22 protein-coding genes are annotated in these 22,882 nt (G+C 47.8%); 7 read left to right on the top strand and 15 right to left on the bottom strand.

Going from position 1 to position 22,882, the window contains the following annotated elements; genetic code table 11:
* The first annotated feature begins 3 nt into the window (after window positions 1-3).
* Both dnaJ and EAO33_RS00845 read left to right on the top strand, forming a co-directional pair.
* Window positions 4-1,116, top strand: coding sequence for a molecular chaperone DnaJ (gene dnaJ / locus EAO33_RS00840; protein ID WP_120944042.1), 1,113 nt, complete (start codon window positions 4-6; stop codon window positions 1,114-1,116).
* A gap of 11 nt (window positions 1,117-1,127) precedes the next feature.
* Window positions 1,128-1,955 (top strand): NYN domain-containing protein, encoded by an 828-nt coding sequence (locus tag EAO33_RS00845; protein WP_162982153.1) that lies wholly within the window; start codon window positions 1,128-1,130, stop codon window positions 1,953-1,955.
* On the opposite strand, the gene EAO33_RS00850 is transcribed toward EAO33_RS00845, so the two are convergent.
* From EAO33_RS00850 to fliI, 15 genes are all read right to left on the bottom strand, one after another.
* Window positions 1,952-3,352 carry an outer membrane protein gene (locus EAO33_RS00850; protein WP_120944046.1) on the bottom strand — a complete coding sequence of 467 codons (1,401 nt, stop codon included), beginning with the start codon at window positions 3,350-3,352 and terminating at the stop codon, window positions 1,952-1,954. The genes EAO33_RS00845 and EAO33_RS00850 overlap by 4 nt on opposite strands.
* Before the next feature lie 128 nt (window positions 3,353-3,480).
* The gene (gene fliY / locus EAO33_RS00855) at window positions 3,481-4,365 is read right to left on the bottom strand and encodes a flagellar motor switch protein FliY (RefSeq protein WP_120944049.1); all 885 of its coding nucleotides are present in this window, start codon (window positions 4,363-4,365) and stop codon (window positions 3,481-3,483) included.
* Complete coding sequence (fliM, locus tag EAO33_RS00860) at window positions 4,362-5,423, bottom strand: flagellar motor switch protein FliM (RefSeq protein WP_120944051.1); 1,062 nt, start codon at window positions 5,421-5,423, stop codon at window positions 4,362-4,364. Before fliM ends, fliY begins: the two co-directional genes overlap by 4 nt.
* Complete coding sequence (locus EAO33_RS00865) at window positions 5,416-6,129, bottom strand: RNA polymerase sigma factor FliA (RefSeq protein ID WP_235852970.1); 714 nt, start codon at window positions 6,127-6,129, stop codon at window positions 5,416-5,418. The genes fliM and EAO33_RS00865 overlap by 8 nt, the downstream gene beginning before the upstream one ends.
* On the bottom strand, window positions 6,116-6,427 hold the full coding sequence (locus EAO33_RS00870) for a hypothetical protein (protein ID WP_120944053.1): 312 nt from the start codon (window positions 6,425-6,427) through the stop codon (window positions 6,116-6,118). The genes EAO33_RS00865 and EAO33_RS00870 overlap by 14 nt, the downstream gene beginning before the upstream one ends.
* 9 nt (window positions 6,428-6,436) lie before the next feature.
* Window positions 6,437-7,309, bottom strand: coding sequence for a P-loop NTPase (locus EAO33_RS00875; RefSeq protein ID WP_120944055.1), 873 nt, complete (start codon window positions 7,307-7,309; stop codon window positions 6,437-6,439).
* Window positions 7,306-8,634: a flagellar biosynthesis protein FlhF gene (gene flhF, locus EAO33_RS00880; protein ID WP_120944057.1), complete on the bottom strand. Its 1,329-nt coding sequence runs from the start codon at window positions 8,632-8,634 to the stop codon at window positions 7,306-7,308. Before flhF ends, EAO33_RS00875 begins: the two co-directional genes overlap by 4 nt.
* Window positions 8,631-9,116 (bottom strand): 2-amino-4-hydroxy-6-hydroxymethyldihydropteridine diphosphokinase, encoded by a 486-nt coding sequence (gene folK / locus EAO33_RS00885; RefSeq protein ID WP_120944059.1) that lies wholly within the window; start codon window positions 9,114-9,116, stop codon window positions 8,631-8,633. The genes flhF and folK overlap by 4 nt, the downstream gene beginning before the upstream one ends.
* 4 nt (window positions 9,117-9,120) lie before the next feature.
* Window positions 9,121-10,143 (bottom strand): aminopeptidase P family protein, encoded by a 1,023-nt coding sequence (locus EAO33_RS00890; protein ID WP_120944061.1) that lies wholly within the window; start codon window positions 10,141-10,143, stop codon window positions 9,121-9,123.
* The gene (gene aroQ / locus EAO33_RS00895; RefSeq protein WP_120944064.1) at window positions 10,140-10,643 is read right to left on the bottom strand and encodes a type II 3-dehydroquinate dehydratase; all 504 of its coding nucleotides are present in this window, start codon (window positions 10,641-10,643) and stop codon (window positions 10,140-10,142) included. Before aroQ ends, EAO33_RS00890 begins: the two co-directional genes overlap by 4 nt.
* Window positions 10,644-10,680: 37 nt before the next feature.
* On the bottom strand, window positions 10,681-12,327 hold the full coding sequence (locus EAO33_RS00900) for a methyl-accepting chemotaxis protein (protein ID WP_235852959.1): 1,647 nt from the start codon (window positions 12,325-12,327) through the stop codon (window positions 10,681-10,683).
* A 7-nt stretch (window positions 12,328-12,334) separates the two neighbouring features.
* On the bottom strand, window positions 12,335-13,153 hold the full coding sequence (locus tag EAO33_RS00905; RefSeq protein WP_120944068.1) for an HpaA family protein: 819 nt from the start codon (window positions 13,151-13,153) through the stop codon (window positions 12,335-12,337).
* Window positions 13,154-13,229: 76 nt separating this feature from the next.
* On the bottom strand, window positions 13,230-14,210 hold the full coding sequence (locus tag EAO33_RS00910) for an iron-sulfur cluster assembly scaffold protein (RefSeq protein ID WP_120944070.1): 981 nt from the start codon (window positions 14,208-14,210) through the stop codon (window positions 13,230-13,232).
* A 9-nt stretch (window positions 14,211-14,219) separates the two neighbouring features.
* Window positions 14,220-15,386, bottom strand: coding sequence for a NifS family cysteine desulfurase (locus EAO33_RS00915; protein WP_120944072.1), 1,167 nt, complete (start codon window positions 15,384-15,386; stop codon window positions 14,220-14,222).
* Window positions 15,387-15,479: 93 nt separating this feature from the next.
* A complete protein-coding gene (gene fliI / locus EAO33_RS00920; protein WP_120944074.1) occupies window positions 15,480-16,790 on the bottom strand; it encodes a flagellar protein export ATPase FliI in 1,311 nt (436 codons plus the stop codon).
* 85 nt (window positions 16,791-16,875) lie between these two features.
* Between fliI and tig the strand changes: the two genes are divergently transcribed.
* The 5 genes from tig to EAO33_RS00945 are packed head-to-tail and all read left to right on the top strand — an operon-like array spanning window position 16,876 to window position 22,879.
* Entirely contained in the window at window positions 16,876-18,177 is a 1,302-nt protein-coding gene (gene tig / locus EAO33_RS00925; protein ID WP_120944076.1) for a trigger factor, read from the top strand.
* A gap of 13 nt (window positions 18,178-18,190) precedes the next feature.
* The gene (gene clpP / locus EAO33_RS00930; protein ID WP_120944078.1) at window positions 18,191-18,784 is read left to right on the top strand and encodes an ATP-dependent Clp endopeptidase proteolytic subunit ClpP; all 594 of its coding nucleotides are present in this window, start codon (window positions 18,191-18,193) and stop codon (window positions 18,782-18,784) included.
* A gap of 1 nt (window position 18,785) precedes the next feature.
* Window positions 18,786-19,307, top strand: a complete 522-nt coding sequence (gene def / locus EAO33_RS00935) for a peptide deformylase (RefSeq protein WP_120944080.1) — start codon at window positions 18,786-18,788, stop codon at window positions 19,305-19,307.
* Complete coding sequence (locus tag EAO33_RS00940; protein ID WP_120944082.1) at window positions 19,307-20,830, top strand: YifB family Mg chelatase-like AAA ATPase; 1,524 nt, start codon at window positions 19,307-19,309, stop codon at window positions 20,828-20,830. The genes def and EAO33_RS00940 overlap by 1 nt, the downstream gene beginning before the upstream one ends.
* 3 nt (window positions 20,831-20,833) lie before the next feature.
* A complete protein-coding gene (locus EAO33_RS00945) occupies window positions 20,834-22,879 on the top strand; it encodes a heavy metal translocating P-type ATPase (protein WP_120944138.1) in 2,046 nt (681 codons plus the stop codon).
* Window positions 22,880-22,882: the final 3 nt, after the last annotated feature.

Genomic DNA, 22,882 nt, shown 5'->3' on the forward strand with positions numbered 1-22,882 from the left:
GTCGTGGATTACTACGAAGTCTTGGGCGTGGATAAAAAAGCGGATAAAGAAACACTCAAAAAAGCTTATAAGAAACTCGCCCTAAAATACCATCCCGATCGCAACATGGGCGATCAGGAAGCCGAAGAGAAATTCAAGGAGATCAATGAGGCTTATGGCGTGCTAGGGGACGATCAAAAACGCCAAATCTACGATCGCTACGGCAAGGAGGGGTTGCAAGGGCGCGGGGGGGCGGGCTTTAGTGATTTGAGCGATATTTTTTCTAGTTTCTTTGGGGAGGATTCGATCTTTGGGAGCGTCTTTGGCAAACAAGAGAGCCGTTCTAAAATCCCCAAAGACGCGCTGATCTCCTTGGAATTGAGTTTTAAAGAAGCCGTCTTTGGGTGTCAAAAATCTATCAAAAATGTTTACAAGACTCTATGTCAAGATTGCGCAGGGAGTGGGGCTAAAGAGGGCAAACTTAGCACTTGTGGGCTGTGTAAAGGGAGGGGGCAAACTTACACGCAACAGGGCTTTATGACTTTGGCTAGTCCTTGTCCTAGATGTCAGGGCAGGGGGCAGGTTGCTACAGAACAATGCGCGCCCTGCAAGGGGGAGGGTTTTGTCATCGCGCATGAAGAATTTAGCTTAGAAGTGCCTGAGGGCATTGACGGGGGGCAGAGAATCCGCGTGGGGGGGCGGGGGAATGAATACAAAAAGGGAGTGCGGGGGGATTTGTATTTGGAAGCGGTAGTGGGGGCGGACGAACATTTCGTGCGTGAAGGCTTGCATGTTTTTATTGAAGTGCCCGTTTTTTTCACTTCCATTCCTCTGGGGAGCACGATTATGGTGCCAGCCCTCAAGCAGGAATTAGAGCTTAAAATCCCCCCCAACACCCCCAATCGCGCCCAATTTGTGTTTAAAAACCAGGGAGTGAAAGATGTCAATAGCACTAGACATGGGGATTTGATCGCTGTGATTAAGATCGTTTACCCGGAACGCTTGGAGGAGAAACAAAGAGAATTATTACTCAAATTACACGAGAGTTTTGGCTACCAGAGCGAACCCTATAAAAATGTCTTTGGGGTGTGTTATGACAAAGTCAAGCAATGGTGGCAGGATTTAGTGAAAAAATAGCAAGGAGTTTTATGGAAAATACACAAAAGGCGACACTAGCCATTTTCGTGGATTGGGAAAATTTGCGTATTGAGTTAGAGAGTATCCAGCGCTACCACAAGGAGTTTGGCGAGCAATTTTTTCGCTTCAACGATCAGGGGCATTTGCGCGCGTTTTTTGCGGCGTTTATGGAAGAGGATGAAGAGTTGATGGAGGATAAAATTTTTTTATATGTTTCTACTCCTCTCAAGGAGTGGGAGGGGCAGATTTTAGATCATAGCCAAGATGGTTACAAGCTAGAGAGCTATAAACAACAAAACCCTGAAGAGTATAAGCAGGCTAGGCGCAAATCCGATATCACTAAGATTTTCAACCAAGAGATGCGCCTGTCTGGCTTTTTTGAAGTGCGCCAAGTGAAACTCAAGGTGGAGTTTGAAGAGCGCAATAGCCCAGAGTATGTAAAGGAGATTGGTAAAGATGTCAAAGTCCCCAAGATCAAGCCTCGTTTAAAGCAAAAGCAGGCTGACACCTATTTGACCGCCGATGTGGTGCGTGTGAGTTGTAAAGAACTGGCTGATCGCATTTTACTCTTCAGTAAGGATACAGACATGGTGCCCCCTTTGGAATACGCTAAAGAGGAGGGGCGTAAGGTTTTTGTCGCCCATATCACCGAGAGTGGTTACTTCGTCCCCAATGCGCTCAAGGAAATAACGGGAAATGCGGGCGTGCGCCAAAGAAATATCAAAGAAATCTTAAGCAAAATTCCCAAAGGGCTCTCCAAACCGCCTATAGAAAAGCCCAACCGTCCTACCCCCCCTTTCAACGCCCCCCCCTTAAATGGCGTTCTCAAACACCCCTAGAAATTATGCACCCAGTTGAAGAAGATGCTCATCTGGGTTTTATACACAAGGGTTTCAGAAAACCCGCTGATTGTGCCTTTAAAGTAGGTGTTATCAATGACCGGGAAACGCATACCAATTTCAAAACCCTCTGTGCCGATGTTAGTGCGCAAACCGATGTTAATAGGTAATTGGAAAAAAGTGTTGTCTAAGCGCGCGCTACCTCCAGAAGCCTTAATATTATCCGTCAAAGTAACCCACCCATTAGAACCCTGCACTAACCATGAGCTCCCTGCAAGGATGAGCCCGGCAAAAAGACCGGAGGTGAAATCACCGCTTTGACTCTCATAGAAATTCCATAGTACATCTATCCCCGCGCCATAGATAAAATTATTCAACGCCCCGTTTAAACGGCTATTGCCATGCTGGTAGCTAAAATATTCATAATAACGCAAGCCAAAACGCCGTTTAGCCCCAAAGAAATGCTTGAAGCCAAATTGGATATCCACCCCATACATGTTGCTATCTTGACTACCCATGTTGATGAATTGCTCTAAAATCCCCAAAGTGGGGATGGCAGGACTCACCTCAAGTTGTCTGTAATAACTCAATAAGTCGCGTAATTGCTGGGGTTGGGCTGTGCTCATGGAAGTTAAGCTATTCTTCAACACATTATTGAGGTCTTGTTGTCCCTGCGCGATGTCAGAAGCCCCTTGTAAGAAAGTTTTAAACGCTACACCGCTTGCAAAGGGATCGCTTTGTTGGACTTGCTTAGAAAATGTGTTTAAAAGACTACTGCCCCCCGGATACATGGGCGCAAACAGCCAATACATGCTCGCGCGCAAAACCCGTATATCTCTAAAACTCAAGGGTGTAGGAGAGTGAATCAAGGTGTTAAAGGGAATCATGCCTAGACCCAAAGTGCCATCCTGACCTGTATGGTGCGCGCTGTTTTTACTCATGTAGTCAAACAACACCTGCCCGATATTTTGTTGCGTGATCACCACTCCATCATAAGTCGTGCCCGGTGGCAAGACTTTTAAAATGGTGGAGATGGCTAAATTAATGGAGTCGGCATAAGAGAGGGCGTTGATCACATTTTGCATCTGGGCTTGGCTGACAAGACAGCCCTTTGTAGCGCATGAACTATCCTTAACAATTCCCTCTATAACAGCGATCTGGCGCGCAGCCGCGGCGATGTCTGCCTTGCTCGCGCCGGGTCTAAAGAGTTTGTAAAGTATAGAGCTCTGGGTGCTAGGGCGCAAAGACTTCAAGGCTCCGGGCGCATTGGAGTGTTCGATGGTTTGCATGCGTGAGAACTCAAACCCTATATCGCTATAAAACCCATTGCTCTCCGCGCATAAAGAACAAAAACCCATTCCAATCCAAGACAATGTTTTTAAAACGGGTTGTTTCATAGTGATCCCTTATCGCTGGGGGGGGGGGGGTAACAAGCACCAAATCACACCTCCAACGGGCATAAATCTAGATCGCCATGATAAAACTAAAATCTTAAAAATAACTTTTAGGGGCTAATTTATGGGCTCTAACTCTCTTTGAGTTGCTCTAGGCGTTCTTTCTTGCTACCAATATCTGTGATCTGAATCCCAAAATTCCCATCGATAATCACCACCTCGCCCTTAGCGATCACCTTGTCATCCACTAAAATCTCTAAGGGATCATTGACCATTTGGTTGAGTTCGATCACACTCCCAATATCCATGGACACCACATCTTTTAAGATCATCTTCTTTTGCCCGATACGCACCTTGACATTGAGCTTAATGTCTAAAAGCATGTTAATGTTACGCACTTCCACTTGTTCTAGGTGGTTATTATCCCCTTCTGTGCGTTCACTCTTGGGCACCACGGGGAGATTAGGCATGGAGGGAGAGTGTTTGATCTTAGAGGTGTTTTGTGGGGCAACTTTCTTTTTGAAGAGGTCAATGAAAACCCCGCCACAGAAAATAAAAAAGCTAGATTTCACACTCCCTAATTCAAACCCAAATTCAAAGCCATCGCTATAAGGGTCTAGCAAGGAAGCGTCATGCGCGTCCACGGCTTCACTCACTTCAAAGGACAGCTTAGGGATCACTTCTTGGGCTTGCAAAGCGGTGGTGAGCGCGCCAAAGATATTCGAACCAATCTCCTTGATTGCATCTAAATCGTCTGTCTCTAAATTCTCTTTGCTAGTTCCCTCGCCCCCTATCATCATGTCCGCTAACGCGGTCGCCATAGGCACGGGAAGGGCTAGAGTGATGGTTACATTGGTTTCGGGCTTGACTTGCACCACCACAGAGGCATGTTCTATAAAAATGAAATCCCCCACCGAAATTTCGTTTTTCAATTCTATCGCGGGAGTTTTGCCCAATAGCCCGCCTAGAGTGGAAGTGCATTCTTGGACAAAAATCTTTAAAAAATCCTCTATCATTCCTCTTCCTTGCGAATATTGCCGATCTTGATCTTGCGTTGATTCTCTAGCACTTCTAGCACCTCTTTAACGCGGTCTTTTTCTGTATAGATCACTTCTTTAATTTTGATCGTCTTGCGGTAACCCTGGTAGCCCACCGTGGCTAAGTAGCGTTCCTTTTTGTCAATATTAACCACCACCGTGTCATTAGCCACCTTGTTAAGACGCAAGGTATCCCCCACAACCAAGTCCAAAACCTCTTTGAGAGTGAGCTTCACACTCCCCAAAAACGCCGAAACATCTACACTCGCACCGCCCACCAAGGCTTGTAATTCTTTATTGCGACTCTTTTTGGAACTGGTTTCTGTGAGCATCACATCGCGATTCCCCATTTTAGATAAAATGCCTTCAATGGAGATCACTGGGTAGCACAGATTCATCATGCCCCTAGAATGCCCGATCACAATCTCCATCACCACCATGATGACGATTTCGTTTTGCGCCACGATCTGCACCACATTCGCGCTGGATTCCTTAGCGTCAATGGTGGGAAAGAACTCTGTTACTGGACTCCAAATGTCTTTGAGAATCTGCATCACCTGCTTTAAGATGGTGTCTAGCAAATTGAGCTCAATGTCGCTAAATTCGCGGGTTTGATCGTAAGAGCCTCCCTTGCCCCCTAATAGGCGGTCGATCATAGGAAAGACGATGCTAGGATTGACTTCTAACACCCCCGTGCCCCCCACTGGCTTCATAGAGAAGACATTAAAACTTGTGGGGCTGGGTAAACTCATCAAAAACTCCCCATAAGTCATTTGATCCACGCTGTGGAGCTGGATTTCTACAATGGATCGCATGATGGCAGAAATTTGGCTAGAAAGGCTACGCGCCATTTTATCATGGATACTTCTAAAGGATCGCAACTGTTCCTTGCTGACCCTATTGGGGCGTTTGAAGTCGTAGAGAGTGATCTGCTTTTGGGGCATGATCTCTTTTTTCTGGAGGGTGTTGACATCCTCTGATTCGTCTACAACCTCTAGGAGAGCATCGATTTCTTCTTGGCTTAGAATATCAGCCATAAGTGCCTCCCAAGCTGGAACGGATTTTTTTAATCACTTCCTTGATGATTTGTGAGATTCGAGATTCGGTAACCCCTAAAATCTCTCTAATCTCACCCAAGTGCAACTCCTCAAAAAAATAAAGCTGGATAATGAGCTGTTCACGCTCGGACATGGTCTTTAACACGCTATGCACATGGGCGATGAGCTCTTCTAACTCCAATTTCATGCCAATCGTGTCCTGTTCTATGGCGTTGAATTGCTCATCCATAGGCACATGCGCATAGACATCAGACGCTACTTTGGCTTCCCTAATCTTTTCCAAATCCTCTTGCAATACCTCAGCTAAGTAGCTATCATCGGGTTCATACCCATGTTCGTTATAGTACTTAGACACCTCGTAATCAATGCTTTTAATGAGCTTCCTAGAGGCGCGCGAAACCACATCTAAGGATCGCAAGTAATCTAACATTGCCCCGTTGACACGGGTTTTAGCGTAGCCCCAAAAGGAATCGTTGAGCGCGACATCGTAACGGCGCGCTAGCTTGATTAGCTCTTCAGTGCCCACTGACACCAGATCGTTAAAATCCACAGTGCTAGGGAGTCGTTCTTTCAAGCGGAAAGCCATCGCGCGCACAGCCGGGAGGTATTGGATAGCTAGATCGTCCTGGGTGCTTTGGATTTGCGCGTCATAATTGGATTTCTTAAGCACTTTATTGCTCATCATACTCATAATCATGCACATACTTCAAAAGCGCGTCTATCTCTTTTTCTCTCTCCACAAACTCTTTATTGAAAAGCCCTAATTTGCGTTCCAACTCTGCCTTATTTAAAAAGCGTTTGCGTGGATAAATGAAAGTCATGAAGATGGAGGCGAACAAAAGCATGATCATGTAAAAACCCGCTGTAGACACCAAAGTGCCAAAAAGCACATACTCGGGTTCATCAAACTTGATTAAAGAGAGAATAAGCCCGATGAAAAACCCCCCTACGATCGCAAAATTCACAAAGTTGTCCACTTTCATGCAACCACCTTACAAGTATTTGAGCAAACGCTTGAAAAACCCGATGAAATTGTCCTTAGGCGTTTCTAACACATTGTGTTCCATTTTCATGGTTAAAATTTTAGAAACCTGCCCTATGGCAAAAGAAAAGGTATTAAACGGTTCGCTTTGGCATAGGAGTTTGCGGTTTTTGATGGATTGTCTAAGCGCGTTGCTATTTTGGATATAGCCTAGATAATTCAAGGTCATGTGCGGGATATTCTCTTTAGCCACGCGCTGGATTCCGTTGAAAATCTGCATGGCTTTGTCTGCCGAATCAACCATGTTCACCAGCACAAAGACATCGTCCTTATTCTTAGAGTTGATCTTAATGGTGGTGTAGGCATCGGTGATAGCCGCTGGATCAGAAGTGGTGATCACCACTACGCAATCGCTTGCGCGCAAAAAGGCTTGGGTAAACTCCCCAATCCCCGCCCCTGTGTCAATGATCATGTAATCTAAATCATCTAGCACATTTTCTTCATCTACAAAGCTATCCAAAATCTCTTGGCTCACATATTTAAAAATCTCCTCCCCGCTATCCCCGGGCACCAAGTAAAACCCCTCTTCAATGCGATAGACCACTTCATTAAAACGCGCCTCCCCCCTTAGGGCGTGCAAGATATTCTTGCTGGTTTTAATCCCAAAGATAATATCTAAATTAGCCAGCCCAATGTCCGCGTCTAGCACGCCTACCTTGTAACCGCTCTTAAAAAGGCTATAGCCTAAATTCGCGCTGATGGTGGATTTACCCACCCCACCCTTACCGCTAGTGATGGCAACAAATTTAGTCTTGCCTTTTTTGCTGAAAATACTCCTAGGCTCCATGATGTGCTCCAGACCGCTTGCTTGGTTGTGCGTCATACTCTTTTCCTATCTGGATGGATGAATCCATCTAACATGCAATCCACCAAGTAATCGTTACTCGCCACCAATAAATCCATCGGCACTTCCTGCCCGATACACAAGTAGCTAATGGGCTTTTTGCTCTCATAAACTAAGGAAAACAAATTCCCAAACCCCCGACTCTCGTCTAGTTTTGTGAAGATCAAGCTATCAATTTCTAAGGGGCTAAAGGCTTGATAAATGTCTTTCAAATCCTCGTATTTCGTGGTGAGCGACAACACCAAAGTGGTGTCTATCTTATAGCCATTTTGCGTGAACTTTCTCAAGGCTTCAATTTTCTTTTTGTCATGCTGGGAGTGCCCTGTTGTGTCAATCAACACCACATCACAATACTCCAAAGCCTGCATTTCCTTACTGAAGTCTTCTGAATCCATCACGGTTTCAATGCTAATCTTCATCTTTTTAGCATACCAATTGAGCTGTTCCACCGCCCCGATGCGGTAGGTATCCAAGGTTAAAATCCCCACCTTGTATTTCTTGTCCAGCAATTTAGAATAACGCGCAGCCAGCTTGGCTAAGGTGGTGGTCTTACCCACCCCCGTAGGTCCCACTAGCATTAAAATTTTCTTGTAGCTAGGATCTAAACTCTCATGGCGACAATAAATCATCTTGCGCAAAACCTCTCTAAAATAACGCTTCACCGTTACTGAGTTTTCGCGCATCTTCACAGGCATCATCTCCAAGCTCAAGCGCATGATCTCATCTAAATGCAGTTTGTGCATGCCACTATTTTTAGCCAAGCGGTAAATCTCAGCAAACTCATGGGGGATCACAAAATTTTGTCCCTTTTCCTCGCTCCATACCATGTTTTGGATGAGTTTGAGATTATCGTTAATCTTGTTGAGTTCACCCTTGATGGAGTGCAACCCTACCCCCTCTTTGTCTTGCTTGGGGGGTGCGCTCTCTTTGGGGGGTTGGAGCGCGCCAGCTTGGGGGGCAGGAGGTGGGGGGGGCGGGGTAGAGACTCCGGCAAGCTTGCGCATCTCCTCTAGGGTTTTGGAGAGTTCAATGCTCACTTCTTCTTTGAGGGGTGGGGTGCTCTCTTTGGGGCGAGGGGGGGGTTGCAAGGCGTTCTCTAGACGCTCTTGCATGCTATTGCTCTTGGGTTTGCTCTCTTCTTTGGGCTTGTCCACAGCCACCACCACTTCATAAAGCCCGGGTTCTGTGAGACTCTTCTTGCGAATCTCTTGAGCTTTCACCACTAAGGCGTTGTGCCCATGTTCGCTTTGGGCGCGCTTCAAGGCTTCAGCGGTGGTTTCTCCACTATAAGTATAGAGTTTCATGCCCCCCTCCATGCTAGGCGTTGCAAGAATAAGGGCACAAGCACCGAAGCGCGTTGTTTCCATTTAGGGTGGGGCAGAGTCAAATAGGGCTGTTTATACACCATGCGGTTGAAAAATAGCATGTCAATGTCTAGCGTCCTTGGGGCGTTTTTAAAGGGGCGTTTGCGCGCGCGCCCCCAGCGTCTTTCCAAATAGAACACCAGCCTAAACAATTCTAACACACCCAAAGCCGTGTCAAAAGACAAGGTGGCGTTGGTGAAATCCCTTTGTTTAGTATAGCCAAAGGCCGGATTAAGATACAGTGGCGAGGAGTGCAGGCGCGAAAATAGGCGGTGGCGTGTAAGATACAGCCACAACGCTTCAAAAATCTTTTTAGAATCGCCCACATTACTCCCTATACCCAAAGTCGCTCTATTCTTCAAAGGGTAGGCACGAGCACACTTGCTAGGAAAAAAGCGCGTGTAGACAAGCGTGCATCTCACCCCATCACAAAACCTCAGCCCTAGAATGTTTCACCACCACTAAATCTTCAATACGCACCCCGTATCGCCCGGGGATGTAAATCCCAGGTTCCACTGAAAAAACCATGCCCTCTTCAATAATCATCTCACTTCTAGGTGAAATAAAGGGCAATTCGTGGATGTCCAAGCCGATCCCATGCCCAGTGCTATGGCTGAAAAACTCTCCATACCCGCTTTGCGCGATCACTCCCCGCGCGATCGCATCGATTTGCTTGCCCGTCATACCCGCGCGCAAATTCTCGATGGTGCGCTCTTGGGCTTCACGCACCACATCGTAAATCTCTTGTAAGGTTTTATCCTTGAAACACTGGGTGCGATCAAAGCTAAAATTTTCACCGAAACAGGCGGTGCGGGTGCGATCGGCGCAATAACGCTGGTATTTAATCCCCATGTCTGCCAAAAGCAAATCCCCTTTTTGCAAGCGTGTTTGTGGGCTGGGTAGGGCATGCGGTTTAGCGGCATTGGCGTTGATCGCCACAATGGGCTCAAAACTCAAATCAAGCTCCCCCTCACAAGTCAAAAAAGCTTTGCTCTTGAATTGCAACGCTCTCTCCACTTCTCCTTGCGCGCATGCCCGCGCGAAACTCTCAAACGCTTCCACATTCAACGCTTGGGCGTGTCTGAGCAAAGCGATCTCGGCTTCACTCTTAATGATACGCTGTTTTCTGTGGTAGTCGCTCTCCCCTATGAGCTTACAGCCTCTCAAGCCCGCCTCCAAGCGCCCATAAACATGCACGCTAATCTGTGCGCTGTCAAAATAGAGTTTGGGAGTTTTTTGGGCTAATTCAATGGCTTTTGCCCACAGATCAAAGCTCTCTACCACTTCCACGCCCGCGCGCACGCCCGCGCGCGCCTCCAAAGTGTAGCGCGCATCGGTGATGAAAAACGCCCGATCTTCTAATTGCAAGAAAACCCCATGGTCGCAACTATAGCCACAAGCAAAATATTGGGCGTTCTCATCGGTGGTAAAATGGGGAGCTACACTCAAGCACTTCCCCCCGGAGTGCTGTTGTTTTGCACTTGGTTCTCTTTGATCGCCTTGATCTCAGCTAGCACCTGCATCATGGCAATCAAAGCCACATGGTAGCCATAGTGCCCCAAACCGGTTACCACACCCATGCTAGCCGCCCCCGTGTAGCTAGTTTTTCTAAAATCTTCGCGCGCGAAAATATTGCTCAAATGCACCTCAATCACGGGCATGTCTGCAAGCATGATCGCATCGGCGATCGCCACAGAAGTGTGCGAGAACGCCCCGGGGTTAATAATAATCCCCTCTACCTCGCTCCCCACACATTCTTGGATGCGATCGATGATCTCACCCTCAAAATTGGTTTGAAAAAACTCCAGCTCCAAATCGCTCTGTTCGTTTTGCTTAGCAAAATTCTCCAAATTCTCATGGATTTGATCCAAAGTTACAGGACCATACAGTCTAGGATCGCGATGCCCTAGCATATTCAAATTAGGTCCCTGAATCACCAAAATTTTCATCAAAACTCCTTAGTGTAGATACCCAATTATAGCACAATTACAGCGTAAATTTACGCACGATTTTTTGCAAGTCCTGCGCTGTGCGTTCCAAAACAGCGATTTCTTGGGTATTGCCACTCATAGAGGTGGCAACTTCATGGGCGATCTTAGCGATCTGCTTGATCTGTGTGGCGATATTGGCGATGTCTTGGAATTGGTTTTTAGAATGGATTACCACACTTTTAGCGTCCTCTAGCGAGCTGGTGGCTTTGTTGTAGATAGCCTCTAGCGCGCCGGAGGCTAAATTGGCATGCTCCTGACTCTTGGTGATTTCAGCAACCATGTGTTCCATACTGGCTACAGATTTCTTGGTTTCCTCTTGGATAATCTTGATGATACGATCGATCTCTTGGGTCGCTCCGCTAGTGTGTTCGGCTAGCTTGCGGATCTCATCTGCCACCACCGCAAAACCTCTGCCATGTTCACCCGCGCGTGCGGCTTCAATGGCGGCATTCAAAGCCAATAAATTTGTTTGATCAGCGATGCCCTGAATGAGCTCCGCACTCTGCCCGATGTTTTGGGCATGTTTGTCTAGGGATTGGATCTGCTCTGCGCCCGCGCGCACACTCTGGGTAATGCCCTCCATGCTCTGTGCGGTGTCGTTCACCGCTTCTTTACCCTTTTGACTCAACTCCACACTTTGCAAGGAGTTTTCCTCTGTTTGGGCGATGGTGTTACTCACCCCTTGGATACTATTTTGGACATAACTCATGCTTTTGATGAGCTCTGCAGTCATCTCCTTTTGTTTGTTGGCGTTTTCTTGTGAGATACGCGAGAGGTTGGAAACCAATGCGGATTTTATGGTAATGTCATCAGAAGATTGACCAATCTGTCTAATAATGTTCACCATAGAGGCTTGCATCTCTTGGATGGCTTCTAGGGCACTGCCTGTAGAACACGCGCGCATAGACCTAGAGAGATTGCCCTCAGCAATGGCGCACACAATCTTTTTAATAGCAAGGGGTTCAGCCCCCAAAGAAGCACTAATGTGGCGCACAATCATGATCGCAATGGCAACTCCAATGACAAGAGCTACAAGAGTTAAGGTGATCATCAAGTGGCTAAAGTCGTTAGCGATACTCTTGGCGAGCGAAGTGAGCTGTTTGTTGAGATTCTCCTCATGGTCAATGAAAGCGTTGATCGCGGCTAACCATTTGATGAAGCTTTGGGCTAAATGCTGGCTTAAGAAGTCTGCAGCTAGCTGTGTATCTTGTCTTTTCAGGGCAATGAGTTTTTCAATCTGGGGCACTGCGATGGCATCGATAGCGTTGATTTGGCTATACAAAGCGCGCTCCTCTTGGCTGATGCGCTCCAAGTCATGGGGGTGGGCAAAGAGATTGTCCATAGACTCTTTAGCCACTTTGTAGTCGTTGTAGAGTTTGGTGATCAAGGCGACTTGGGTTTGTAAAAACTGGGGGTCTTTGGTGATCACCACATCGCGCACAGCAATAGAGCGGTCATGCACAGCCCCGCGCATGTTAATAGCGTAGCGTTCCTTGAGGGCGTTGTAGTTTGTGATCTCGCTTAAGAGATGATTGATGGTGCGCACCCGCAAAATACCTATCCCGCTCAAGATCACTATTAAGATAATCACAGCCCCAAAGCCCCCATAGAGTTTTGCGGAAATACTCACCTTGTTCATCATCACCCATCTATTTTTTAATTTTTTCTATGGCATTTCTGTAGCGGTTGATATTGGTGTCTGTTAGCTCCTCCACCAAAGAGCGCATCACTTTGGTGTACATGTCGTTTAAGATCTTGCGGATCGCATCGTCCTTGTCTTTAATTAACTGGGTTTGATCCTCTACGCGGGGCGCGTAAAATCCGCCCGAATTTGTGGCGCGGTAGCTGTAAGTGTGGGTTACTGCTTGGTAATTGCCCACATCCACTCCAAAATTGTGAATCACTCTGCCCGTTTCAGGCTCGAAGAAATTAAACCACACCGAACCCGAACTTTGATCCACCATGACATCTAAATCCTGCTTGGCTGGATCGCTGGTGTTCATTTTCACATCCTCTAGCACGCCCACCCAGCCACTCAAATCCAACACCGCCCATGTCTTGTGCTTTTGTGCGGCGCTGAGGGATTGTCTAGTGCTAAAGCGCAGGACTTGATAACCGCGTTTTTGGAAGATCTCTTGGATTTGATCGAGCAGGGCTTCTTGGAATTGCGCCACATAGGGTTTGAGATTATCGCTCACCTGCATATGGGGCGCAAGAAGCCCTATAAAGCGGTTATTGATAGGTTCTTGGACGATCTTGATGGGGTAGTGGAAATCCAAGAGGGTGTCCCCAACGATTTTTTTGGGTTGGTGCTTTTTGGTGAATTTCTGTGCGGGTTTGTGGGCGGTGGGTTCGGGTTTGGGCTTGCTGGCTGGAGTTGGGGTTCTAGAGGGGTGCTTGATGAAAAGACAGCCTGAAAAGGTCAGGGCGATGCCTGCAAATAAAACCCCCTGTCTGATATTGTGCATGAAAAACCTTCAAATGTTAAGATGATGACCCCATTATAACACAGAATGAAAAACTAATCCCCCCCCCCTGCTTTGCTTAGATGGGCAAGACGCGGATATGCTCATCTAGGTGTTCTTGCAAGACCCCTTCAATGGCAAATAAAGTCCCCGTAGCCGCGCTGGCACATCCATCGCATGCGCCCATGTAGCGGATGTAAACATCTACAAAGCCCCCACCCTCCTTGATGTCCAAGATCTCCAAATTCCCCCCATCCATCATGAGCATGGGACGGATGTGTAGATCGATGGTGTGATCGATCGCCTTGACTTTCTGCACCATTGTCATGTCCACAAAGGCTAAATTCCCGCTCAAGGATTTTTGCGCGTTCTCTTTCAGCGCTTCGGCTTGCATTTCTGTGCGCACATCTTTGAGAATATCTACCAAGTAATACTCCCTAGCCTCGTGCCCTCCGGGTTTCACACAGCTTTTACAAAAGCCCCCAGCCTTAGTGTATTGGGTGATCTCCTCCACGCTCTTTAGATCATTGAGGCGAATCACTTCCTTAATCGTGCCCAAACTCACCCGCGCGCACTCGCACACGATGATCTCGCTTTCAAAATCCTCCGGATTCTTGCCTAGATACTGCCCAGCAGCTTGCTTAATCACATCATAAGCCATCACCGAGCAGTGCATTTTTTGTCCGGGCACAGCGGGCACATCGGGATGATCCCTTAAGCTATGTTCCACATCTAAATTGGTGATCTTAACCGCGTCTTGCACCCGTTTACCCAAGCACAATTCCACCATCATATCCGAGCTAGCGATGGCTGTCCCACACCCAAAGCTCTTAAACTTAGCGTCCACAATCACATCGGTTTTAGGGTCTACCAACCAGTAAAGGCGCACCGCATCCCCACACGCCTCCGCGCCATAATCGGCTACAATGAGTTTACCCCCCTTAGCCTGCGCTTCCTCTTGCGTAATAACCCCCAAGTGTGTGGGGTTATTCATGCGTCTGCTGACTTCCTTAGAATACGCATCCCATAGCGCGCCACCTAATAAATTGCTCTTTGCCATGCGATCTCCTTAAAACCCGTAGGCGCTAGAAATATTGCGCAGACGCTTCACGGCTTTCCCAAACGCCTCAATGGTGTAGTCAATTTCTTCTGCCCTATTGAAACGACTCAAAGAAAAGCGAATCGCCGTGTGGGCTAACTCCTTGTCCGCGCCAATGGCGACCATCACCGGGTTAGCCTGTAAATCTTCGCTCGCGCACGCGCTCCCTGTGGAAGCAGCGATATTCGCGCGATTCAAATCCCATAGCATCGCTTCGCCCTCAATCCCGCGCACACTCACCAAGGTAGTGTTAGGCACGCGGTAAGTGCGATCCCCAATCACGGACACATCTTTAATGCTCAAAAGCGCGTCCTCTAGTTTGTTACGCAGTGTGGCAACCACTTCCTTCTCATAGTCCAAATTCTCTTGAGCTAAGCGCATCGCCTCGCCCATGCCCACAATGTAGGGCACATTCAAAGTCCCGCTACGCCTTCCGCGCATGTGCTCCCCGCCATGCAAAAGTGGCGTGAGTTCCACCCCTGAGCGGATATATAAACCCCCCACACCCTTAGGTCCGTGGAATTTATGGGCTGAAAAAGAGAGAAAATCCACATGGGCTTTTTGCACGCTAACCGGGATTTTGCCAATGGCTTGCACCGCGTCCGTGTGGAACAACACACCCTTTTCTTTACACACCGCGCCGATCTCCTCAATGGGGAAGATCAAACCGGTTTCGTTATTAGCCCACATCACGCTCACCAAGGCGGTGTCCTGTGTGATAGCCTCTTTAACCTGCTGGGCACTAATTGTGCCTTGCGCGTTGATGGGCAGGTAGGTTACCTCCATCCCCACGCTTTCTAAAAACTCGCAGGTAGCTTGCACGGCCGGATGCTCCACCTCGGTGGTGATGATGTGGTTTTTGCCCTGCTTGAGATACGCGTCAAAATACATGGACTTGAGCACCCAGTTATTGCTCTCTGTAGCGCAGGAAGTGATGATAATGTCGTCCTCATTGCGCGCGCCTATGCCCGCATAGAGTTTGTCAAAGGCATCTAAGATCGCCGGGTGGGTTTCTGTGCCAAATTTATGCAAAGAGTTGGGGTTGCCATACTGGGCACTAAAATAGGGAGCCATAAGGCTCTCTACGGCTGGATCTACCTTAGTGGTGGCATTATTGTCTAAATACACGCGTTCCATGGAGTCTCCTAATAAAAAAATGGGATTGGAAAAAATGGATAAAATCTAATACTCATGGTAAATTTGGTATACCACGCTATCCTTTATGCAATCTTAAGATTCTTGCATAAGCGCGATCAATTCGGGGATACTCACCTCACTCTGTATAATTTCTTCCTCCTCTTGCGCCATGAAAGCCTCCATGCCCGCCTTTTTGGCGATCGCCTCGTCTAATTCTAAATCAAAACCCTGTTGGTAAGACCCGATGCGAATCAAGACTTCATTTTCTTTCAATAGGGCGTAGAGCTTGCGGAATTTGCGCGTGGCTTTGAGATGCTCAAGGGTGCTGACTTCCTTGCTCACCCTTGAAGCTGAATTGAGAATATTGATGGGGGGATAAACCCCATGGTCGGTAAGTTCACGACTGAGCACAATATGTCCATCTAAGATACTGCGGGCTTGATCGGCGATCGGATCTGAGAGATCATCGCCCTCCACTAACACGGTGAAAAACGCCGTGATACTCCCCTTATTCTTTTCCTTGCCCGCGCGCTCCATAAGCTGGGGGAGTAAAGTCAGTGCTGAGGGAGGGTAGCCTTTGCTAGTGGGAGGTTCTCCCATAGCAAGCCCTATTTCGCGCTGTGCCATCGCAAAACGCGTGATCGAATCCATCAAAAACAACACATCATGCCCTTGGTTTTTAAAATACTCCGCCACGCTCATCGCACAAAACGCGCCGTATTTACGCATTAGAGGAGAGTCATCGCTGGTCGCCACCACCAAGACCGTGTTGTCTAAATTGCCCTGTAAATTTTTGTGGATAAACTCTGGGATTTCGCGCCCGCGCTCCCCGATGAGCGCGATCACCTTGATAGGCGCGTTGCAACCGCGCACCACCATACCCATCAGCGTGGATTTACCCACCCCACTGCCCGCAAAAATCCCCATCTTCTGCCCCTTGCCACAGGGCAATAAGGCATCGATGCTCTTAACCCCCACTCCAAACATTTCATCAATCACGCCTCGATCTAAGGGTTTCATGGGCTCTACCATGACGGGCGCGAACGCGTTTGCCCGCACAAACCCTAGCCCATCTAAGGGATTGCCCAAGGGGTCTAGCACGCGCCCTAACAAACCCTCCCCCACAGGAAAACTCAAACCCTCTTTGACAAAGAGCACGCGATCTCCCACCTTGCACCCCTCCACAAAGGAAAAGGGCGCAAAGCCAAATTGCCCTTGTTCTACCACCACCACCATACCTAAGCATTCCTTGCCATCGCTCCGTTCTACCTTCACGACATCGCCCACAGAGGGTAAAAACCCCTGCACAAACACCATGTTGGGTAAAATCTTACACACCATGCCATAGCGCGGCGAGAGATCGCGCACAAGTTGTAGGCGGGCTTTGAGAGTTTCTAAAGACATAATCCTCCAAAGGGTTTTTATTGTGGATTAACGCATATTTAGTTAGAATGAGTCCTTATTATACTCAAACTCAAGGAGTTATGGAATGGATTTAGAAACCAAAAGGCTGGATGGAGCCAACGCGCGTATCTACGCCAAGCCTTCCTTACAGGATTTTGAAGACAAATCCAATAAGATCGCCCAAAAGATCGCCAAGAACACCAAAATAGATGGGTTTAGGAAGGGTAAAGCCCCTTTGGAGATCATCAAGCAACGCTACCAGGGGCATATCGAACAAGAATCCCAAAAGGAATTATTGGACTCAGTCTTGCAAGCGGGGGTAAAAGCCCTAGAACTCACTCCCCAGGAGATGATAGGTAGCCCAGCGGTTCTCAAATTCACCAAACAGGACACACATTTTGAGATCGAACTCAATGTTGGTCTCAAGCCCACTATCGATCTCTCTGGTGTGGAGGCTTGTATCCCTAATTTTTCTGTAGCCCAGATTAGCCAAAAACAAATCCAAGATCGCCTTGCGTTATTAGCTAAGGAAAAGTCCACTTTTTCAGACGCGCCAGAGGGCAGTGCTGTGGCTAAGGGGCATGGTGTGGTGATAGACTTCGAGGGTCTTTTAGACAACCAGCCCTTTGAAGGTAACCAAGCGCAGAATTTTGCGCTCATCGTGGGTGAAGGGCGTTTGTTGGAGAGTTTTGAAAAAGAATTAGTGGGGATGAAAGTGGGCGATGAAAAATACTTTGCGGTAACCTTCCCCAAAGACTACACTAACGCCACCCTAGCAGGTAAGGAAGTTTCTTTCCATGCCAAACTCCATAAGATCCAAATCCGCCAAATCCCTGAGATTGATGACGCGTTTGTCAAAGCCGTGCTTAATCAAGAAAAAGAACCCACTTTGGAATTATTGCAAGAAAAGATCAAAGATCAGCTTTTCTTGGAGGCTAAAACCAAGCTCTACAACCAAGAGTTAAAAGAGCAGCTCATCAATAAGCTGGATGAAACCTTTTGTTTTGATCTGCCTAGCACCATTGTGGAGCAGGAAATGGATCTCTCCTTGCGCCAATCCTTACAAAACATGCCCGCAGAAGAGATCAAGCGACTCCAAGAAAATCCCTCTAAGGTGCAAAAGAAGCGCGAGAGTTTTAGGGAAAATGCGCTTAAAAGTGTGAAGGTAACTTTCATCATAGACGCTTTAGCCAAGCAAGAAAAGATTGAAGTGCAGGATAATGAAGTCTTCCAAACCCTCTACTATGAAGCCATGATGACTAACCAAAACCCCCAGCAATTCATAGATTACTACCAAAAAAACAACATGCTCCCGGCGGTTAAAATGGCGATGATTGAGGATCGCGTGCTCACTTTCTTGCTCGACAAACATTTAAGCAAAGCTTAAAGAGGAGGGTTTCTTGAATTACATTCCCTATGTCATTGAAAAGACGGGACGGGGTGAGCGTAGCTATGACATCTACTCAAGACTTTTAAAGGATCGCATCGTTTTGCTGAGTGGAGAGATTAACGATGCGGTGGCTTCTAGCATTGTGGCGCAGTTGCTATTCTTAGAAGCCGAAGACCCCGAAAAGGACATCAACCTCTATATCAATTCTCCTGGCGGTTCTGTTACGAGTGGCTTTAGCATTTATGACACCATGAACTACATCCACCCAGATATTTGCACCATCTGTATCGGGCAGGCTGCCTCGATGGGGGCGTTCTTGCTCAGTTGTGGGACCAAGGGCAAACGCTTTTCTTTGCCCCACTCTAGGATTATGATCCACCAACCCCTAGGGGGCACGCAAGGACAGGCAGCCAACATCGCTATTTACACTAAAGAAATTTTGCGCCTAAAGGATTTACTCAACCAAATCATGGCAACCAACACCGGCCAGCCCTTAGAAAAGATCGAACAAGACACCGACCGGGATTTTTTCATGAGCGCGCAAGATGCCAAGGAATACGGACTTGTAGATGAGGTGTTAGTGAAGAGCTCTAAGCAGGCTTAACATGGCGATCTTAGAAATTTTGCAATACCCCCATAAGAAGTTGCGCCTACGCTCCAGTGAGGTGCATGCCTTTGACTCAGAGTTGCACGCGTTTTTAGACGACATGCATGAAACCATGGTCGCGCACAAGGGCATAGGTTTAGCCGCTATCCAAGTGGGCGTGCCCAAGCGCGTTCTCATCATCAATTTACCCGACCAAGAGGACGAAACCCAAGACCCTCAAAACACTTTAGAGATCATTAACCCTGTCATCACCCACACAGAGGGCAGTATTTTATGGCGTGAGGGCTGTTTGTCCGTGCCCGAATTTTACGAGGAAATCGAACGGCATGCTAACCTCACTCTAGCCTATCAAGATCGCCACGGCACGCCTAAGATGTTGCAAGCCAGCGAGCTTTTGAGCGTGGCAATCCAACATGAGATCGATCATCTCAATGGGGTTTTATTTGTGGATAAACTCTCTATGTTCAAGCGCAAGAAATTTGAAAAGGAATTTAAAAAAACTCTCAAGAGTGAGGGTTGATGCGCGCCCATACCCATGTGAATACCCTTTATTGCGCCACTATGCAGGGCGTGAGCGCGAAAATTGTGGAGGTGGAGGGGAGTTTCACACGCGCCCTGCCTGCCTTTGTGATCGCCGGGTTAGCCAATAGTGCCATTCAGGAATCCAAACAGCGCGTGCAAGGGGCTTTGCAAAACAATGGTTTTGCTTTCCCACCCCTAAAGATCACCATCAACCTCTCCCCCTCCGATCTGCCCAAAAGCGGGAGTCATTTTGATCTGCCCATGGCGCTCTTGGTCGCCTTGCAAAGAAACCCGCTTAAATCTAGGTGGTTTGCTTTTGGTGAGTTGGGTTTAGATGGCAAGATCAAACATAGCGATGCGATCTTTCCCATGCTCTTAGACATTGCCTTGCAGGCTCCCGGCGCGCATGTGCTCCTCCCCCAAGCCGGACAAGAACTCTTTAGCCTGATTCCTAATTTGCACCTACACTTTGTGGGGCACTTAAACCAAGCTTTAGAGATCATCACCCAAGACACCCAAACCCCCTGCGCCCACGCGCCTAATTTGCCCTTTGAGTGTTTGCGCATTGGCAACACCCCCTATTATTACTTGCAAGATTTCGCCCTAGATTTTAGCGATGTCAAGGGACAAGAGCATGCCAAACAAGCCGCGCTCATCGCAGCAAGTGGGATGCATAATATTCTCTTTGAGGGCAATCCGGGTTGTGGGAAGAGCATGATCGCCAAGCGCATGCGCTACATCTTACCTCCCAGCACCCTAGATGAAATGATCACCTCTATCAAGTTACGCATTTTAAGCGATCAAGAGAGCGTTTATAACCCTCTAAGAAGTTTTAGAAGTCCCCACCAAAGTGCCTCTAAGTCCAGTATTCTAGGCTCTACACAGGCTAATAATCCCAAACCCGGGGAGATCGCCCTAGCCCATAATGGGATTTTATTCTTTGATGAATTGCCCCATTTCAAAAAAGACATCTTGGAATCCTTGCGCGAGCCTATGGAAAATAACCAGCTGGTCATCTCTAGGGTGGCTAGCAAGATCGCTTACGACACTTCGTTTCTCTTCATAGGGGCGATGAATCCCTGCCCTTGTGGGAATTTGACGGATAATTTTAGAGTCTGCCGTTGTTTAGAAAAAGACATCAGTGCCTATAAAAACCGCTTGAGCGCGCCCTTTTTAGAACGCATCGATCTCTTCGTGCAGATGAGTCCTACAGAGGCGCAAGCTAAGAGCACACTCAACTCCGCACAGATGCACCAACGCGTGCTAGAAGCTTTCAAGATGCAAAAATCTAGAGGGCAAACCTGCCTGAATGGTAAACTCTCTGAACAGGACACGCAAACCTTTTGCACCCTCGAGCCCCAAGCCACACAGGTGTTAGAACAAGCCATTATGCGCTTTGGCTTTTCCCAACGCGTGATCCACAAAACCAAAAAGATCGCGCGCACCATTGCTGATTTAGCAAGCTGTGCTAATATCGACAAGCCACATATCTTGAAGGCACTCCAATTTAGAAAGGTTTGAGTGATGCAAAAATACCACTTCACCGGGCTAGATTGCCCTGATTGTGCCAACAAACTAGAAAGCGCACTCAATAAACAAAGCTATGTCCAAGAGGCGCGGGTGATTTTTAACACTAACACGCTCTATTTAAAAACCCATGACATGCCCAAAGCTTTAGCCCTCATCAAGCAATTAGAACCCGAGATGGAACTCTGCGCTGAAGTCCAAAGCGAGTCTAAACCCAGCGCAACACCTCTACTCATTAGTATCGCGCTCTACTTAATAGCGATAGCCACCATCCATTTTAGCACCCAAAATTGGGAATTTTATTTAAGCTACGCAGTCTTAGCTGGGGTGTATGTAGTGTCGGGCAGAGATGTCTTTTTGGGCGCATTACGGGCGATTAGAAACAGACAATTTTTTGATGAAAACACGCTCATGCTCAGCGCTACTATTGCCGCCTTTGGCGTGGGCGCGCATGAAGAAGCCGTATCGATCATGGTTTTTTACTCGGCCGGGGAGTTTTTGCAACAACTTGCCATCGCGCGCTCTAAGCAATCCTTGCACGCGCTCTTAGATGTCGCGCCCAATCGCGCGGTGCGTAAAGTAGGGCAAGAGATGCAAGAGGTCGAGCCTAGCGCGCTAGGCATTGGGGATATAGTCGTGGTTAAGGTGGGCGAGAAAATCCCCACCGATGGCATAGTGCTTACCGGGGAGAGTTTGTTGGATCAAAAAGCCCTCACAGGGGAATCTTTACCCCTCAATGTCAAGGAAAATAGCTCCGTATTAGGGGGGAGTATTAATCTTAGGGGCGTGCTAGAAATCCAAGTGAGTAAGCTCTATGCGGATTCTTCGGTGGCTAAAATTGTAGACTTGGTGTCTAATGCGGTGAGCCAAAAATCTAAAACTGAGAAGTTCATCACCACCTTTGCGCGTTACTACACCCCCGCTGTCTTTGTGATTGCCCTTTTGATCGCTCTTGTCCCCCCCTTGTTAGGGCATGGGGATTTTGACACTTGGATTTACCGCGGACTCTTTGCCTTGATGGTGAGTTGCCCTTGTGCGCTGGTGATCTCTGTGCCTTTAGGGTATTTTGGGGGCGTGGGGGCGGCTAGCCGCGCGGGGATTTTGATCAAAAGCGTGCAAACTTTAGAGGCACTCAGTCAAGTGAAAAATATCGCTTTTGATAAGACGGGCACTTTGAGCAAGGGAGAATTTCAGGTGGTAGATGTCGTGCCCGTTGCGCCCTTTACTAAGGAAGATGTGCTAGAACATGCCTCTTGCGCACAAATTCTCTCCACCCACCCCATTGCGATCTCTATTCAAAAGGCTTATAAGCGCCAGTGCCAGCATGAAATTGAAGACTACCAAGAAATCGGTGGGCTTGGGGTTAAAGCCAGTTGCCATGCCCATCTCATCATCGCGGGCAATGAAAAGATGTTGCGTAAATACAATATTCCCCATGATGCCTGCAGTTTAGAGGGCACGATCGTGCATGTGGCTGTTGATGGGCAACATGTGGGCTACATCGTGGTAGCAGACACGCTTAAAGACAACGCCAAAGAATGCCTAGATGCGCTCAAGCGCGCGGGCATCGAACACATGTGCATTTTGAGTGGGGACAATGAATACAGCACTAAGCGCGTAGCTAAGGCTTTAGATTGCCCCTATTATGCCAATCTCTTGCCTGAGGATAAACTCAGCGCGTTTGAAAACTTCCAACAACGGCACAAGCATAAAAGCGCGTTTGTGGGCGATGGGATTAATGACGCTCCCACTTTGGCGCGCGCGGATGTGAGCATGAGCATGGGGAGTGCTAGCCAGATTAGCAAAGAGAGCGCGGACATTGTAATCACCAATAATTCCTTAGAGTCCATTCTCAAGGTTTTCAAGATCGCCAAGAAAACCAAACGCATCATCATTGAAAATATTGTCTTTGCGCTAGGGATCAAGGCGATGTTTATTGTGCTAGGCTTTTTTGGGATCGCCACGCTGTGGGAGGCGGTTTTTGGAGATGTGGGGGTAACCTTGATCGCGCTGGCTAATTCCATGCGCGCCATGCGCATCTAAAGA

This window comes from Helicobacter labacensis (assembly GCF_003660285.1).
Classification (GTDB): Bacteria; Campylobacterota; Campylobacteria; order Campylobacterales; family Helicobacteraceae; genus Helicobacter; species Helicobacter labacensis.